Raw genomic sequence first — 16,888 nt, 5'->3', positions numbered from 1 at the left:
GGTATCATGTAAGCTTCATCACCATTAAAAAACAATTATATCGATGAAAACACAATTCATAATCCTTCTGTTTATCTGTCTTTCAAAGATGACTTTCGCCCAAAGCTATGTGACGATCATCTATGATGCCAAGCATCTTGCCATCGTAAACGAAAACGGTGCGGTCAGGTTGGTTTCCGAACAGACCCATAACAATATGCTGGGCAATATCCGCGGACGGATCGACGATATTAACGTCAATCTTTCTTCCGTGGTGCTGGTGCAGAACATGATCCACCGATCATTGACCGAAGTGGATCGGGCATTGAAGTCCGGCCGCTCCGCGCTCCATATTTCGAGGCTCGTACAGGACATCGCCACCCACAGCACGAAGATGCTCGAAACTGCCAAAGGCGAACCGTGGTTGCTGCTCTTTGCCGAGGACGTCGCCCGCCAACTCAAAGACAGGGGCATAAACCTTGCCGCCGAAGTCTCCGACTTCGTGCTACAAGAGGGAAAAAACGTGCTGATGGACTACGAAAAAAGAGACCACCTCATGCGGAAGATCATTCTGGAACTGAAAGTAATCCGGGCATTGGTATTCAGTATGGAGAGGTCAATGTATTATGCCAAGATCAACGGCGTACTGAAAATGGCGAACCCATACCGAAACTTTATCAACATGGACAAGCGCAAAGCGGACGAGATCATACGGAACTATTATCTACTAAAGGACTAAAGATGAAAAAGATAAATATCATTTGGCTACTGCTGTTCCTATTTTCCACGGGAACGATGGCCCAGAACGTGAAGCGACAGACCGATAAACATATCGTGAACCAACAGGAACGCGTGGTTCATAAGCAATGGGATCGAAAGAAGTTTACGCCGACCAAAGGTTTTTTGGGACTGAACTACCAATATTGGCTCACCTGGGCGTGGCACCCCAATTACCCCAAGACCGACCGCCGACCGTTGAGCGGTACAGGCCCACAGACCTTGCGCATGGGTATGGTACTGGCCATGCAACAGACGGACGAAGCCTATAAAAAACACGCCGATACTATCCGAAATGTAGCGGTCACGGAGGCCCTCAATTATTCCGGTCTGGTCACAGATGCCGACCCTTTGTGGCTTCTGTATTACCGCAAGGAATTTGGAAACCTGACGGGCGACACGGACACCGATCCGCTCGCCGGACTTTCACCGGACGTCGGAGAATATTTAAGAAATAAAGGTCTATTGGAGTGGTACAGCGAAGAACGTGCGGAACTCAAAGAACGGTTGGAAGCGACCCGAACGACTACGCTCGACCGAGGCAGCCGTATCATGGCCTATCACCGTTTGCTTGGAGAACACAGGAAACTACAGTCCGCATGGGAAGCCAAAAAGAACTATGCTGCCAAATTCCTTTTATTGGCCAAGAACCGTGACCGCCTACGTAGTGACGATCCCGATCTGCCGGAATTTGCAACGGATCGTTCCGACGTCCAGATTGCCGAGGACATCCTAAAAAGAACCCAATAACCAAAATCAGATTACTTTATGGACTTTATGAACATGACGGGGCTAATGCCCCGTTTTTTATTGCAGGGAAATCCTGTAAATGTGCCGGACTCATTTAAAGACACGTTCAATTTTTTACAAGGGAACGGGGTCTATGAGGAGGGTGTTATGCACTTTCTCAAAGGCATGAAAAACACGATATGGACGCACTTCGATACGTTCATCACCGATGCACAGGCCCTCGCCGCCATTTTCATGCTCATATTCTTTGCCATCAAATCATACGAAATGATGGCGGGCGACAAAAAAATGGAAATCATGCCACTGTTACGGCCGTTCGGGCTCGTGATGGTCATCATCTGGTGGGGAACGTTTACCCGTGTACTGGCATACCCCACGGACATCGTTGCCGCCAAGACGGAAAGCCTGTTTGACAGCGGACAGATCGAAGTTAACAACCTACGCCTGCAACGTGCAAAACTCATGGTGGACGTTGCCGACCAACTGACCACCATACAGGCCGAAACCGAGATTGCCGAAAAAGAAGCGGATACGTGGTACGGTCAGGCATGGGATGCCGTGACCTCAACCGTAAAAGAGGGTTTTGCTTCTGTATGGAATCCAATAGTCGAACTTAAAAACCGTATGCAAGTGGGGTTACAGCTACTGGCGACCTATACCTTAGAAACGTTGGCCGTCTGGCTATTGCGCATCTGCGTTTATATCATATTCATTATACAGATCATCTATTCGACCATCCTTATCATATTGGGCCCGTTTAGTGTTGCCGTATCAATTTTACCCGCCTTTAGGGATTCCTTTGGTACGTGGATAGCCCGGTTTATCGCCGTTAACCTCTATTCGGGAATTGCCTATCTGGTCATGCACGTAGCCAGCCTGTTCCAACAGTATGCAATGGAAGCCGAAATTACAAGGTATCAACAACTCCTTGAAAGTACGGGAGATACATTGGAGAAGATGGGCTGGTTTGCGGGCAACGGGATTTTAAGTTTTGGGATCGTGATCGTGACGTTCCTGATCGGAGGACTGACCATGCTCACCGTGCCAAGCATCAGCACATGGATCGTATCGACATCAGGCATCACCTCGGCAGCCGCCACAATGGGTCGCGGTGCTTCCAACGCAGCCCGTACGGCGAGAAAGCTGATCGCCAAGTTTTAAACCTTTTACACACTTCAATTCATGATAATAAAAAATATCGAAGCCAAGATCAGACTTGCCACCTTTATTGCGGGGGCAAGCCTGATAGCCGCCCTGCTCATGGTGATGGCGGTATCTTTTTTTGCCTACAAACAGGTCGGCAATGCTCGGAAATCCGTGTATATACTTGATGCCAATAATGTACCCATGTCCGCAAGCCAAACCGACGTAGAGGTAAACAGGCCCGTGGAATACCGGACACATATCAACCTTTTTCATTCGCTGTTCTTTACCCTCGCGCCCGACGAGAAGTTTATCGAATACCAGATGCGAAAAGCGATGTATTTGATCGATGAATCCGGTGCATTGCAGTACAATAACCTACGGGAAAAAGGCTTTTTTAACTCCGTGCTTTCGTCCAGCTCCGTGCTCACCATCCAGACGGACTCCATCCACGTCGATCCGGTAAAGAAATACTTTAAGTTTTACGGCAAACAGACCATAGATCGGCGAAGCTCTACCGTAATACGCTCGCTGGTCACCGAGGGTTATTTACGGGACCTTGAAATGCGTACGGAGAACAATGGTCACGGTGTACTGATAACCCGATGGAAAACACTCGAAAACAAAGACATCAGCTATGTTCAAAAAAATAACTTTTAACCGACCACCTGATACCACGTTGTGGGCAGCTTTTTACAAAGAGTTTGGCAAGTACATCGATGGGAGCATCATACGTACCAAACAGTTTCTTGAAGCCCGGCCACGGGCGGTATTTTCTGCAATGGTGGTAAGCATCCTCGTTTCTGTTGGATGCTTTCTTTTTCTCCCAAAGGAAATACCGAAGAAAGAACCCTTACAACTTTCCATGCAACAACCACTAATGGACGGAATGGGCGGTATTGTCACCACCGTTTCAGCTTTAAAGGAATTGCTTGAAATCCGTACCGTCCTTGACACGCTTATGCAAAAGGAAAGCTTGGACAGTGCCGACAGCCTGCTGATGGAAAGTGCCATCGACAGGATGCAGATACTCGAAAAGCGACTGGCCGAAGCAAACAAACACCAAAATTCACCCTAATACAATCCAACAAACATGAAAATCAATTTCAGACAACCGCGCTATGTGTTGCCCCTCATAGTGCTGCCTTTCCTATGCCTGTTTTTTTACGTCTACCAAACAGGTTTTGCAAAGGAAGAAGCACCCCAGCACGAGGGCGATCCCTTGCAGGGGCAGATTGCCGAAGTATCGGAAGACGTCAAGAACCGTGCGCTTTCGGACAAACTTGCCGCCTACCGTGAGCAGTACCGCCGTGGTGATGGCTATACGGCCATAGGCCAATTACAGGAAGAAAGAGCCGAACAATTCCGTTTTGATGAACTCTACAACGAGGAAGAAAAGCGCAGGCTTGATTCCATCGAGCGGGCGCTCAAAAATCAGCGACCTGTTTCCACTAACGGAGGTTCGGAAAACGATGACCAAGACCGAGCATTGCAACAGGCCCTTTCGGCATTACAGCGAAGACCCGAACCGACCAAAGCGGAACCGGACAAGACCGATCCGATGGAACTTTTTCGCAAACAGATGGCCTATGCGGACAGTATGGCAAGGGCGAATGACCCCGACGAACAGGCAGCCCGCAGGGAACGTGAACGCACGGAAGAAGAAAAAAGGGAACTCGAAAACCAGCCCCGTCTTTCCGTTTCCAAATACGGTACAGGTCAGGGAGCATTCAACACCATCCGACCCGAAAGCGACAATACTTTCATACAGGCCATCATTGACGAAAACATAACGGGTTATGCCGATTCCCGTCTACGGATACGGCTTATGGATGACCTATTGGTCGGCCAGCACATCGTTAAGAAAGGTACACACGTATTTGCAAGGATTTCCGGTTTTTCAGGACAACGGGTGCTGCTTACCATCACTTCCATTATGCACGAAAACAACATATTGCCCGTCCGGTTGGAAATCTACGACAATGACGGTTCACCCGGACTGTACGTGCCCGCGTCGGCATTCAGGGAGTTTAGCCGCGAGCTTGGCGGTAACACCACACAGGGAATTACCCTGCAACAACAGGCCGAAAACAATAGCCAGTTGGTCATGAGCGCCATTCAGCGGATGTTCCAATCCACAACGACCGCCGTATCAAAGCATATTCGGAAGAACAGGGCCAAACTAAAATTCAATACGATGGTGTACCTCATCGATCCCCAGGCACTCCGCCAAAACCAACAGAACTACAAACAGTAAAACCACTTTAAGATTTCACCATGAAAAAGAAACATCATTTTCTTATCCTTTTCCTTTTATGTTGTATCGGATATTCCGCACACAGTCAACAGGCTACGGATACCCGATTAGGAACACTTCCCGAACTAAGCCTGCACCGTGGACATACGGTGCATATCCTTTCACCCGAACCCATCCAATACGTTGACATCGCTTCGCACCATGTATCGGGCGACCTGCCCCTTGAAAACGTGTTGCGGATCAAATTGAACGAGGACACCACGCAGACAGAACACCTCGATTATGAACTCGGAACGGTTACCATTGTAGGCGATAACTTCGTGGCGCAATACCGACTAACGGCCCCATTATGGGTTAATGACGAGAGCATTCCGGCCATGCTGGAAATCAAACCGGAACACACCCGGCCTTTGGAACTTTCGGAAATCGGATTGAGCCGTAGCAATATGAAAAACCTTGCGCTCGGCCTGCTTACAAAAAGTGTTCACAATCCTGTACGAAGCACAAAGGAATACGGTGTAGGCATTGTACTTAACGGTATCAGCACGATAGGTGATTATATCTTTCTTGACGTATCATTTACCAATACCTCAAACCTTTCTTACAATGTGGATGAACTCCGGTTTTTCATTGAGGATAAGAAGATCACCAAAGCAACGAACGTGCAGACCGCTGAGATTAAACCCTTGTGGCAATACCAGCCACTGACGGAGTTTAAGAAAAGACACCGCAATGTGTTCGTACTGAAAAAGGCCACCTTTCCCGGCAGTAAGGTACTTCGGGTAACGCTCACCGAAAAACAGATTTCAGGCCGTACGGTCAACCTCAAAATAAAGTACGGTGATATTCTGAAAGCCGACACCTTGTAGGTCGGCTGTATCCAACCTTTGAAAATCAACAATCATGGAAGACCGCCGTAAGGCAGCCCACCAGCCATTAAAAATCAAATTATTATGGAGGAAACCAAAGAGCAACAGGGCCTTTACCGCTCCCTGCAATTTGGCATATACCTATCCGTTGTCCTCGAAGTCTTTCTTTTTTTCTATGTAGATAGCTTTCTCATGACAAGAACAACCGATAATGGGTTGTTCCTGTTTGCGGAGAGACTTTCGAGGGTACCGTTTTATGCCGAACTGATAAACAGCAAACTCTTTACACTCGTGCTGATCTGTCTGGTCTCCGTTGGAACATTGAGCCGAAAGAAAAAAGACCTCAATCCCAAGACCCAGATCGTATATCCTTTGGCATTGGGGATGCTTATCCTTTTTTCGGGCCTATGGTTGCAGGGGCGTGAAGCAGCCCCGATATGGCAATCGGTCAGTTGGTATGACCTCGCCTATGTCACGAGTGCTTTTGCGGGAGCGATTTTGGTACACATGGCAATGGACAATGTATCCAAGATCATAAGCTCCAATCTGGGAAAGGATCGCTGGAACGTCGAAGAAGAATCCTTTATGCAGCCGACCGAACCCGTGGTAAGCCCGTATGCGATCAACATCCCGACGTTGTTCTATTACAAAGGAAAAGTCCGTAAAGGGTACATCTTAATTGAAAATATTTTTAGGGGCCTGCTTCTTTGCGGGGTTCCGGGCAGTGGAAAATCGTTTGGGATCATCATGCCGATCATCCGTCAAATGCTGGCAAATTCGTTCACCATGTGCCTATACGATCTGAAATACCCTGATCTCGGCCAAATAGCCTATTATCATTACCTGCTTGCCAAACAGAACGGTCGGTGCAAGAATTACCGTTTCCATGTTATCAATCTCAACGAACCCGAAAAGAGCCGACGGGTAAACCCTTTGAAACGGGAGTATCTTAATACCCTTGCAGATGCTTCGGAAACGGCCGAAGCACTCGTTGAAGCGTTGAAAAAGGGAGACAAAAGCGGTGGTAGCGACCAATTCTTTACACAGTCTGCGATCAACTTCCTTGCCGCCTGTATTTACTTTTTCAGTAGCTATCAAGATGGACGCTATTCCAGTCTGCCCCATGTACTTGCCTTTCTTAATCTGTCTTATGAACAGATTTTTACGGTGCTGTTCAGTAACGGGGAGCTTGCTTCCCTTTTGTCGCCGTTCATGTCTGCCTACAAGGCGAAATCGTACGATCAATTGGAGGGGCAAGTCGGAACGCTAAAAATCTTTATCAGTAGAATGGCCACCAAAGAAACGTTTTGGGTTTTCGGTGCGGATGATTTTGAACTACAGGTCAGCAACCCCAAACACCCCGGTGTGCTGGTGCTTGCCAATGACCCGCGAACCCAGAGCATCAACTCCGCTTGCCTGTCGGTGGTACTTAATCGGGTGACAAAACTTATCAATACGAAAGGCAATTTACCCATCGGTTTAGTGGTGGATGAGGCCACCAGCTTGTATATTCACCGTGTGGATCTACTTGTGGCACAGAGCAGATCCAATTTCTCTGGGGTGGTCTTGGGGCTTCAGGAGTTGCCTATGTTACGCCAACAATACGGCAAAGAAACAGCGGAAACCATCACGTCCATTATGGGGAATGTACTGTCCGGTGCGGTCAGGAGCAAAGAAACATTAGAATGGCTGGAACGTTTGTTTGGCAAGGTCAAACAGACAGGAGAAAGCCTAAGCATCGACCGTACGAAAACCTCGCTTTCCTTAAATGAAAAACTCGAACCGCTGATTCCTGCCGGAAAGATAGCATCGTTAAAAGCAGGTGAAATCGTCGGCATCGTTGCCCGTGATACGATGGAAACTTATACGGGCAAATACGAGACCACGGCGGTTAACTGCCGTGTCAATCTGGACATGGAAGCCATCAAAAAAGAAGAAGCAAATTATCGGGAACTGCCGACCTATTACGACTTTGGTGATCGAAAAGAAGAAATCCTATTGGACAATTTTTTCCGTATCAACAGGGAGGTTGAAGAAATTATCGAACAGTTTATTCCCGTTCAGGACAACATACAATTCCCCACACCAAGTGAAATAACGGAGTACAACAAAAGAAAATAGTCACCCGACTTTTTTAACGGAATATAAGCCGTTAAACCAAAATCCAAAACATCATGAAGAAATCCGAACGTTCCGCATACCTACGGAACAGAATTGCCGTACCAAGCCTTTTTTGGGGGTGGTTGATGCTTGTTCCCTTTATGCTTTGTGGACAGGTTATCGACTATAGCCCACCGTTGGACAAGTTAAAGGTTACATCGCCATTCGGATACCGTATCCACCCGATCAGCGGTAAGGCTTCACACCATAACGGTGTTGACTTTGCCGCCCGTTCCGATCCCGTTTTCAATGTACTTGACGGCCGGGTTAAAGAAACCGGAAAACATAAGTTGCTCGGCAAGTACATACGTATAGTACATGGCGAAGTAGAAACCATTTACGGGCATCTTTCCCATATACTCGTTTCACCGCATGATACAGTTATAGCTGGACAGCCCATAGCCATCACCGGAAGCACAGGCAGAGCGACAGGAGAACACCTGCATTTTTCGGTGAAATTCAACGGTAAATTCCTTGACCCTTTGAAATTCCTACGCAGGATAAAAGAACAATCAGATCAATCCTTAAACATCGAATAATATGGACTATCATTTAAGATCACTGCAACAAAAATTAAGTGTTCTGGCCAGTGGTGAGGACATTGGACTGACACCAGCGGAAGCGGCCATTTATGGCGTGGAATACGCCGATGAATGGCCAGACGAAGAATCCCCGGAGGTGGACGAAGATGAGCAGTAAAAATTCAAAATCCCTGCATGAAATAGTTGCGGAGAACATTATCAAGAAACTTGAACAGGGTACAGCCCCGTGGCAGAAGCCGTGGAACAGCAACAGTCCAGTCTTTGAACTGCCCTACAATGCGATTACGGGTAACCGTTACAAAGGAATAAACAGCCTTTCGCTGTTATCGTCAGACCGTGAAGACCCGCGTTGGATGACGTTTAACCAAGCATCTGCAAAAGGTTGGAAAGTAAGAAAGGGAGAAAAGGCATCCCTAATCCAATTTGTCAAGACCCATGAGCTTGTTACAAAAAGAGACGAACAGGGCAAGCCTGTTTTAGATGAACAGGGTAAACCTGTAAAAGCCAAAGTAGGTCTGAACCGGGCAATCATTACCAGCGCATGGGTATTCAATGCGCAACAGGTCGATGGCATCGAACCTTTGGTAAAACCCGACGTAAAGCAATTCCAATGGGATGCTATCCAAAGAGCGGAAAATATCATTCAGGCGTCGGGAGCAGACATAACCCACAAAGCAGGAGATAGAGCCTATTACAGTCCGGCACTCGACAGTATCACTATGCCCATGCGTGAACAATTCGACGCATCGGATAAGTATTATGCCACGCTGCTCCATGAGCTCGGCCATTGGACGGGGCATAAAGACCGTCTGGATAGAAGTATGATTGGCAGCTTTGGCACAGAGGGGTATGCCCGCGAAGAACTCCGTGCCGAAATCGCTTCGATGCTTATCGGTCAGGAACTCAACATTGGCCATGATCCAGGCCAGCACATTGCCTACGTGGACAGTTGGATACAGATATTGCGTGATACACCTTTTGAAATACATGCCGCCGCTGCCGATGCCGAGAAAATCCTTAATTACCTTTTGGCATTTGAGCAAAAAAGGGAAATCAAAGCAGCCGCTAATGTTCAGGCCGAGGAACGGGCCGAAGCAAGACCACAAAGGACAAAAGAAAGCAGCCTTTCTATAGGTGATGAAATTGCCTATAACAATGCCGTCTACAAAGTGCAAGGTCATCTGAAACGTGGCCGTATGCGTGTGGAAGACCTGACTACGGGAAATATTTTCCCGCTATCGAAAACTGATCGGCTATACGGTTCACTGCTCCACGCCAAACAGCATCCCGATCCTGTTAAGGTAAGTGAAGAACTGCACCGCCCGGTACACGCCGAAAAGGAAGCTGTTGCCGCCTATGGTATCAGAAGATAAAATCTAAAACTTAACAAACAATTACATCATGAAATATCCCATCAACGAAAATGAAATGCCCCTAAGTGAACTTGAAAAATTGGGGCTTTACAAAGACGGAGGGTTCAGTATCAGTCCGGAGAATATCGATGCCCTGCTTGCAGGGAGAAGAACCGATATGTTGAGCATGGCGGGTCTGAACATCGACGGGCTTGCCATCCGTCAACTCGATGCCAAGTTATCCCTTACCCGGAATGAGCTCGGCGATGTCCAGCTCAACATACATCCCATTTACCGAGAACCGCAATGGCATCCATTATTGAGCGATGACGAGGAAAAAGCCCTGATCGCAGGAGAACAGCACGTAGTCAGCAAGGAACAGGAGATTGACGGCAACAAAAAGAAGAAAGTCATCATTGAATATGACGACTTGACGAGGGAATTTATAGCGTATGAACCCGACGAAGTACAGGCCCCGATCAGAGTAAACGGCGAAGAACTTTCGGAAAAGCAACAGGAGGCTTTCCGTAACGGTGAAGTGGTAGAACTAACAGATGGAACCAAAATCCAACATTCAGCTACGGACAACAAGGGTATCCGTTCCGACCGAAAACGGCTTATCCTATCGGTGCTTTTGGATGGCGGTATATCTTACTTGGTGTTCAGAGGTATCAATAACCTAAAAGGTAGGTTTGAACCGCAGAGCGAGGGATATAGTGAGGGATATAACCGCGCATTGACCGATATGATGATGGCCGATAAAAAACAAAAAGATAAAGGCAATGAGAAAACCGTTCAAGACCTCGTGCTTAATCTTCGTGATAAACAGGAAAGCAGAGGCTACGGACGTGGCGTTGCAAGGTAATGGTATTTCTCCGATTGAAGTCCGAAGTACGGAACTTCTTTGCACCACATATCACTATAGTCGAGGATAACATTCTGTTTCCTTATACAATGGAAAATCAGGTATTGACCCAAGAACATTGGAATGAAAACGGTGTCCGTATTCCTGTCTGTAAAGGTATGTGGTTGGTGACGGACGGCTTGCCTGTATCCGTCACCCATCTTTTTGTCGGTCATTCCGCAAGCGATCTGTTGTGCTTTTGCCATTATCACCCCAATTGGGTTGATCCGCCCTGTTTGAGTGCATTTGCTTCATTGGGTTTATTACCAACTAAAGAACAGTTTACATGGCTTAAAATCCAATTCCCGAACGCTAAAATACATACCATATTCGATAACGGAATAAGTGGCCGTGTAGCTGATTGCAAGGTGGCAACGTGGCAGATCGGTAAAAATGCAAGGTTTAGTCTGGCCGATGACCACGGAGAGTTTTATTACAACAAAAAGAAGCACCGTATTCCAGTCAATATTTTTTCATTGAGCCGTTTTGAAAAATTATCCGGTATCCGTTCGGGTGTCCGAACCCATAAACCAAAAGCGCCATTTGAAACGTTCTATCTGTCTTTTATAAACTCTGATTAACTATAACCCTCTTATCTTTTCTTTATCGAGATAAGAGGGTTTTTAAATTGATTGAAATATTAATAGAGAGTTACTTATAGAGTTGTAAATTTGTGTTATTACAAATGTTTCTATAAAATGAAAGACGAATTAGTGCAATCATCGGTTGAACCTTTGATAAATTATTTCAATAATCTTATTCCTCTAAACGACGAGGAAACGGAACTCGTGTCTGCCTATTTCAAACCAAGATTATATCGCAAACGGCAATATGTTCTTCAAGAGGGTGACGTTTGTAACCACTTCAACTTTGTCATTCGGGGATGCTTGAGGATGTATAAAGTGGACGAAAAAGGCAATTCACATATTATTCAATTTGCTTCCGAAAATTGGTGGCTGACGAATATCGGAAGTTTCCACGAGCGTAAACCGTCCGAATTGAATATCGATGCATTGGAAGATACGATGGTTTTGCAGATAAGTTATGATAACCTCATCGCCCTTTATATACAGGTTGCCAAGTTTGACAGGATTTTTAGGGTACTGATAGAAAACAGTTTTGTTACCCTACAAAACCGACTATTGCAAAATATAAGCTCTACCGCCGAAGATAGGTACAACTCGTTTATCGAGGTGTACCCCCATTTGTCCAACCGCTTGCCCCAAACGCAAATTGCCTCATTCTTGGGCATCACGCCAGAGTTTCTAAGCAGGTTGAGAAACCGCCGTGTAAAGTAGAAGTCTTAAACTACATCAATACTATTTCTTGACATAGTTCATTGGAGCGAAGCCATACTTTGATGCAACTTTGCACTATCAAGATTATTGTTTAATTCTAAAAAAGAAATAGTATGTCCATAACATCAAAAGTAGCCGTAATCGGCTTGGGAAACATCGGTAAAACAGTTGCCAAAAACCTTGTAAAAGGAAACCGACCTGTCATCATTGCAAGTAGAAAAATAGAGGATGCCAACGCATTAGCCGAGCAGTTAGGAAGCCTTGCAACCGCTACCGAAACCGCAGAAGCTATTAAGGAAGCTGACATTATCGTATTGTCTGTTTGGTTCAACACCATCAAAGAACTATTTGAACAATACGCAGAAGAATTACAGGGGAAAATCATTATTGACCCATCCAATCCCATTGCACCGGACGAAAACGGAGGCTTCAAAAAAATCATAGGTGATAAAGAAAGTGCCGGACAGCTGAATGCGGAAATACTTCCAAAAGGGGCAAAATTTGCCAAAGCCTTTGGTACATTGGGAGCGGTTTCATTGGCTGATACAGCTTTTCAAACACCGGAAAAATCTGTACTGTTCTATGCAACGGATGACAATACAATCGACTGTTCCGTTGAGCAACTTATCGCAGACAGTGGTTTTGATGGCATAAAAGTTGGTGGCTTAGACCAGTCCATCCGTATCGAGGTTTTCGGTGACCTGCACGAATTTGGCGCTTTGGGCAGAACCGTTACGGTAGCAGAAGCAAAAGCCAAATTGTAATTAATAAAGAGGAAATATTGTTTTAGATATGATGAAAAAGTATAAAATAACCCTATTGTTTAGCCTTTTTGCTATTGTAGCAATGGGGCAAAACCTAACCTTTAAAAAACAGGAGTTTGAGCTGAATAATGTAAAGGCATCGGTTGTAAAACTTAAAGGACAGAAAGTGCTGAAAATGGAAAGGGATTTAGAGGCACTTTCTTTTGACAAAGACAACATGGTTGCTACCGTGGATGAACCCACATACGCCAAGTTGAAAGGTGTAGACTTTGAAAATGGCATTATTGAAGTCAAGGTATTAAGCCGTTTGCTCGAAAGCGCACCCGATTTTGCCCGTGGATTTATAGGGGTTGCATTCCATATTAATGACAGCAACACGAACTTTCAATCCATATACATTCGTCCAACAAATGGTAGGGCAGAAAATCAATTCCGTCGAAACCATTCGGTACAATATTTTTCCTATCCCGACTACAAGTTTGATAGGTTACGGAAAGAGTTTCCCGAAACATACGAGACTTATGCAGATATAGGTTTGGATGAATGGATTACGTTACGTTTGGAAATCAACGATCGTAAGGTACACCTTTATATCAATGGTCAAAAGCACCCTTCGTTTGTTGTCGATGAAATGAAAGGAAATACTAAAAGCGGCTCAATTGGCTTATGGGTAGACATAGGTACAGAGGGATATTTTAAGGACTTAAAAGTTATCAATAGATAATTATTGATTCAATTTCAACCAATCTAAATCCAAACCGCTAAGAAATAATATTTTAATACATTTCTAAAAACTAATAATCTATTAATACCCTGACTTCAAACAGTCAGGGTTTTTGTTTTATGTCAGTTTGTGAAAGTAAAACAGACTCTAATTTATCATTTAATCAATTCATTATGAAAATCGAACTAAAGAGCATTTATCACAGCGCCCAACTTAGTGACGAAACGGAAGCCTTTACCGCCAATCTGTATATAAATGGCGTTCATGCAGGTTATGCCAAAAATGAGGGGCATGGAGGTAACACCGACTATTATGCAAAAGACGAAAAAGGCCGAGAGTTAATCCGTCAAGCGGAGGAACACTGTAAAAATTTGCCACCGATTGAATACCCTGCCGATAAATACATGGACGCATTTTCGGTTGACATGGATCTTGAACATTATATTGACCAGCAACTTTACAAGTACATCGAAAAAAAGGAAGCAGCTAAATTCAATGCAAAATTGAATAAAACAATGTTAAAAGGAATAGTTTACGGAGTACCCGATCAATCATACGGTTCTATTACTTTTAACCTGCCACTTGTTAACGTTCTGGCTCACCCAAAAGGTCCTCAAACCGTCCTACAAACGATTAAGGATAAAATTCTGCCTAAGCTAAACGACGGGAACAAACTTTTGAACACGAACATTCCCGAAAGTATCATTAAGGCCGCTGGTTTAAAAGAAGAACAATACGTAAAGCCCACAATTCAGAATATTAGATATGGTACAATCCCCGATGTAGACGATAATAACAATAAAAGGGGTAGATCAAGATAATTTGTAACATTTCATCAGTTTTCTGTAAATACAGGTAAATCCAAACAATCCAATGATACCCCTGATCTTTTATTGGGTCAGGGTTTTTTGTTCGTGCGCCAAATTCCCGTTCAAACACCATATACTGCCAATATTTTGCTAAATTTGGAAATAGTTATTAATTAAGTGTTTGAGAGAAAATAATATATGCAAACAGATGTTTTTCACTACCCGCCTGAACTATTCGAGCTAATTGTAGAAACTATACCACTACTAAACCGTTCAAAAAAATCTGTATTGTTGTTTTTTAAAGGTGCTGGCGTGCAAGAGAGTCTTTTTAAGGACCTATCAGATAAATTGGATACGGACAAAGACAGTATAAATAAATATGAAATTTGTCGTACAATACTTACCCGTTTAAATGAGAAAAAAGAGACATTTATTCGAGAAAGACGAGAAGTACTAAAGCGAATCGTTGAATTTGAGTCCTTTACTAATTGTTGGGAAAACGACCAATATAAAGCCAAAGGATTAGTGTCTGAAATTAGGAATATAGTAAATGTAAAGGATGCGTTTACAAGAATGAAGCAGGAGAAGGAAAAAGAACAGTCAAAGCATAGTGAAGAATATAAAAGAAAAGTCCAAGAGATTAAAAAGAGGAGCGAGCAAATCGAAAAGACTAAGAAGGAGTTTTACTCGCTATTTGGTAATATAGATCCTCATGAAAGAGGTAAGAAACTTGAAAGAGTTTTAAATTCTTTGTTTTCGATATATGGCATTTTAGTTCGAGAAGCTTTTACAAGAAAAGGTGACAATGGTGAGGGTATTATAGAGCAGATTGACGGCGTTATAGAAATCGACAATCAAATTTATTTGGTTGAAATGAAATGGAAAAAGGATAAGATTGCAAGTGAAGATATTTTTGCTCATTTGGGCCGAATATACCATAGAACAAACGCTCAAGGTATATTTATATCAGCCTCAGGCTTTTCAGCTTCGGGAATTAATGCAGCAAAAGAAGCTTTAGTCAACAAAGCTATATTATTGTTGACCGATCTTGAAGAATTTTTCAACGTCTTGGAAAACGATAAAGATTTGAGCCAATATTTAAAGGCTAAAATAAGAAAAGCGATTATTGACAAAGAACCATTTACTAAACCCTAACCATTAATTCGGTTAACGTAAACATACGCCGAATTTTATATAAAAAATCAACTTATGAATAAAACAATCGGATCGTTCTGGCGAAAAGCTGATTTCCATGTACATACACCTCATTCGGCTCTCCTAAATAATTTTGGTGATGACTTCGATACGTATGTTCAAAAATTGTTTAAAACAGCAATCGAAAAAAAGGTACATATTATAGGTATTACAGATTACTTTACGATAGAAGGGTATAAAAAGATAAAAGTAGAATATTTAGAAAACCCTGAAAAACTTAAGACATTGTTTTCAAATGAAGAAATAGAAAAAATAAAGAAAATACTGTTATTACCCAATATCGAATTTCGACTAAATAAAATTATTCAAGTAAATAAATATAAGGATGGCAAAAAAATCTCAACAGAAAATGGTAGGGTAAATATGCATGTTATATTTTCCGATGAGGTGCCAATTAAAAATATAGAGGAAAATTTTCTTCACGATCTTAGGTTTATTTATGAGGCAGATGTTGAAGAAAAAGACAAGCTTAGACCCCTCAAAATTAATAATCTTATCGAGCTTGGTGAAAGGCTAAAAGGTGAGCAACCAGATTTTGTAGGATCAGCTTTGCAAATCGGTATGACAAATGCTGTAGTAGACGATAAGGATATAAACAATATTTTAACAACAAATAACACTTTTAGGGATAAATATTTAATAGTAATCCCTGCGGATGAAGACCTATCCGAAATAGCATGGAATTCGCAAGAACATCTTACAAGAAAAGTGCTTCTTTCTCGTGCTCATGCATTTTTTAGTTCCAATCCGAACACAATTCAGTTTGCATTAGGTAGAAAAACAGAAACCCCTGAACTTTTTTTAAAAGAATTTAAGTCCTTTAAACCCTGCTTATGGGGATCTGATGCTCATGAGTATGAAAAGTTGTTTGAACCTGACTTAGCAAGGTATTGCTGGATAAAATCTGATGCAACTTTTGAAGGAATCCGGCAAATACTGTTTGAACCGGAAGATCGAGTATTCATTGGAGAACAACCAGAGCTATTCAAAAGGATATTGTCTGCGAAAGGTAAATATCTCAAATCTCTTAAAGTTGAAGCAGACGCGCAATATAAAGGGGCTAAAGGAAAATGGTTTTCCAATTTTGAACTACCTTTAGGTTTAGAACTATCGGTTATAATAGGAAATAAAGGAAAAGGAAAAAGTGCGTTAGCTGATATTATTGGACTTTTAGGCAATGCCCATGTTGATAAGAAGGATTTTTCATTTTTAAACCAAGATAAATTTTGCCAAAAAGGGTATGCTGAAAACTTCGGAGGAACTCTTAAATGGATTGACGGTTCAGTCAATGGCTATTTCGGAGTGACCATGCCATCGATTTCGGTCAAACCGTGCCACTAAAAAA

At 43.6% G+C, this 16,888-nt stretch carries 19 protein-coding genes; all 19 read left to right on the top strand.

Annotation, left to right across the window (positions count from 1 at the left end):
* Positions 1–43: 43 nt before the first annotated feature.
* Positions 44–718, top strand: coding sequence for a hypothetical protein (locus tag BGP15_RS15895; protein ID WP_286770060.1), 675 nt, complete (start codon positions 44–46; stop codon positions 716–718).
* A 2-nt stretch (positions 719–720) separates the two neighbouring features.
* On the top strand, positions 721–1,506 hold the full coding sequence (locus BGP15_RS15890; protein WP_286770059.1) for a hypothetical protein: 786 nt from the start codon (positions 721–723) through the stop codon (positions 1,504–1,506).
* A gap of 18 nt (positions 1,507–1,524) precedes the next feature.
* Entirely contained in the window at positions 1,525–2,667 is a 1,143-nt protein-coding gene (locus BGP15_RS15885; RefSeq protein ID WP_286770058.1) for a TraJ family protein, read from the top strand.
* Positions 2,668–2,688: 21 nt separating this feature from the next.
* A complete protein-coding gene (traK, locus tag BGP15_RS15880; protein WP_286770057.1) occupies positions 2,689–3,309 on the top strand; it encodes a conjugative transposon protein TraK in 621 nt (206 codons plus the stop codon).
* A gap of 19 nt (positions 3,310–3,328) precedes the next feature.
* The gene (locus tag BGP15_RS15875; RefSeq protein ID WP_286770056.1) at positions 3,329–3,727 is read left to right on the top strand and encodes a hypothetical protein; all 399 of its coding nucleotides are present in this window, start codon (positions 3,329–3,331) and stop codon (positions 3,725–3,727) included.
* A gap of 15 nt (positions 3,728–3,742) precedes the next feature.
* Positions 3,743–4,906, top strand: a complete 1,164-nt coding sequence (gene traM, locus BGP15_RS15870) for a conjugative transposon protein TraM (protein ID WP_286770055.1) — start codon at positions 3,743–3,745, stop codon at positions 4,904–4,906.
* A gap of 20 nt (positions 4,907–4,926) precedes the next feature.
* Complete coding sequence (traN, locus tag BGP15_RS15865; RefSeq protein ID WP_286770054.1) at positions 4,927–5,775, top strand: conjugative transposon protein TraN; 849 nt, start codon at positions 4,927–4,929, stop codon at positions 5,773–5,775.
* Between the two features lie 84 nt (positions 5,776–5,859).
* Positions 5,860–7,896, top strand: a complete 2,037-nt coding sequence (locus BGP15_RS15860) for a type IV secretory system conjugative DNA transfer family protein (RefSeq protein ID WP_286770053.1) — start codon at positions 5,860–5,862, stop codon at positions 7,894–7,896.
* A gap of 53 nt (positions 7,897–7,949) precedes the next feature.
* Positions 7,950–8,474, top strand: coding sequence for a M23 family metallopeptidase (locus BGP15_RS15855; RefSeq protein ID WP_286770052.1), 525 nt, complete (start codon positions 7,950–7,952; stop codon positions 8,472–8,474).
* Position 8,475: 1 nt separating this feature from the next.
* Positions 8,476–8,634: a hypothetical protein gene (locus tag BGP15_RS15850; protein WP_286770051.1), complete on the top strand. Its 159-nt coding sequence runs from the start codon at positions 8,476–8,478 to the stop codon at positions 8,632–8,634.
* On the top strand, positions 8,624–9,850 hold the full coding sequence (locus BGP15_RS15845; protein WP_286770050.1) for an ArdC family protein: 1,227 nt from the start codon (positions 8,624–8,626) through the stop codon (positions 9,848–9,850). Before BGP15_RS15850 ends, BGP15_RS15845 begins: the two co-directional genes overlap by 11 nt.
* A 28-nt stretch (positions 9,851–9,878) precedes the next feature.
* Complete coding sequence (locus tag BGP15_RS15840) at positions 9,879–10,694, top strand: DUF4099 domain-containing protein (RefSeq protein WP_286770049.1); 816 nt, start codon at positions 9,879–9,881, stop codon at positions 10,692–10,694.
* A gap of 89 nt (positions 10,695–10,783) precedes the next feature.
* Positions 10,784–11,314, top strand: coding sequence for a hypothetical protein (locus BGP15_RS15835; protein ID WP_286770048.1), 531 nt, complete (start codon positions 10,784–10,786; stop codon positions 11,312–11,314).
* A gap of 117 nt (positions 11,315–11,431) precedes the next feature.
* The gene (locus BGP15_RS15830; protein ID WP_286770047.1) at positions 11,432–12,031 is read left to right on the top strand and encodes a Crp/Fnr family transcriptional regulator; all 600 of its coding nucleotides are present in this window, start codon (positions 11,432–11,434) and stop codon (positions 12,029–12,031) included.
* 113 nt (positions 12,032–12,144) lie between these two features.
* Positions 12,145–12,795 (top strand): NADPH-dependent F420 reductase, encoded by a 651-nt coding sequence (locus BGP15_RS15825; protein ID WP_286770046.1) that lies wholly within the window; start codon positions 12,145–12,147, stop codon positions 12,793–12,795.
* Positions 12,796–12,823: 28 nt separating this feature from the next.
* A complete protein-coding gene (locus BGP15_RS15820) occupies positions 12,824–13,519 on the top strand; it encodes a hypothetical protein (RefSeq protein WP_286770045.1) in 696 nt (231 codons plus the stop codon).
* A gap of 173 nt (positions 13,520–13,692) precedes the next feature.
* Entirely contained in the window at positions 13,693–14,340 is a 648-nt protein-coding gene (locus BGP15_RS15815) for a hypothetical protein (RefSeq protein WP_286770044.1), read from the top strand.
* Between the two features lie 186 nt (positions 14,341–14,526).
* On the top strand, positions 14,527–15,483 hold the full coding sequence (locus tag BGP15_RS15810; RefSeq protein ID WP_286770043.1) for a restriction endonuclease: 957 nt from the start codon (positions 14,527–14,529) through the stop codon (positions 15,481–15,483).
* 54 nt (positions 15,484–15,537) lie between these two features.
* Positions 15,538–16,884, top strand: coding sequence for a PHP domain-containing protein (locus tag BGP15_RS15805; protein WP_286770042.1), 1,347 nt, complete (start codon positions 15,538–15,540; stop codon positions 16,882–16,884).
* The last annotated feature ends 4 nt before the right edge of the window (positions 16,885–16,888 follow it).

It is taken from the genome of Sphingobacterium sp. 40-24, from assembly GCF_001899705.1.
GTDB classification, from domain to species: Bacteria; Bacteroidota; Bacteroidia; order Sphingobacteriales; family Sphingobacteriaceae; genus Sphingobacterium; species Sphingobacterium multivorum.
This window is presented reverse-complemented; position numbering and strand designations above follow the sequence as displayed.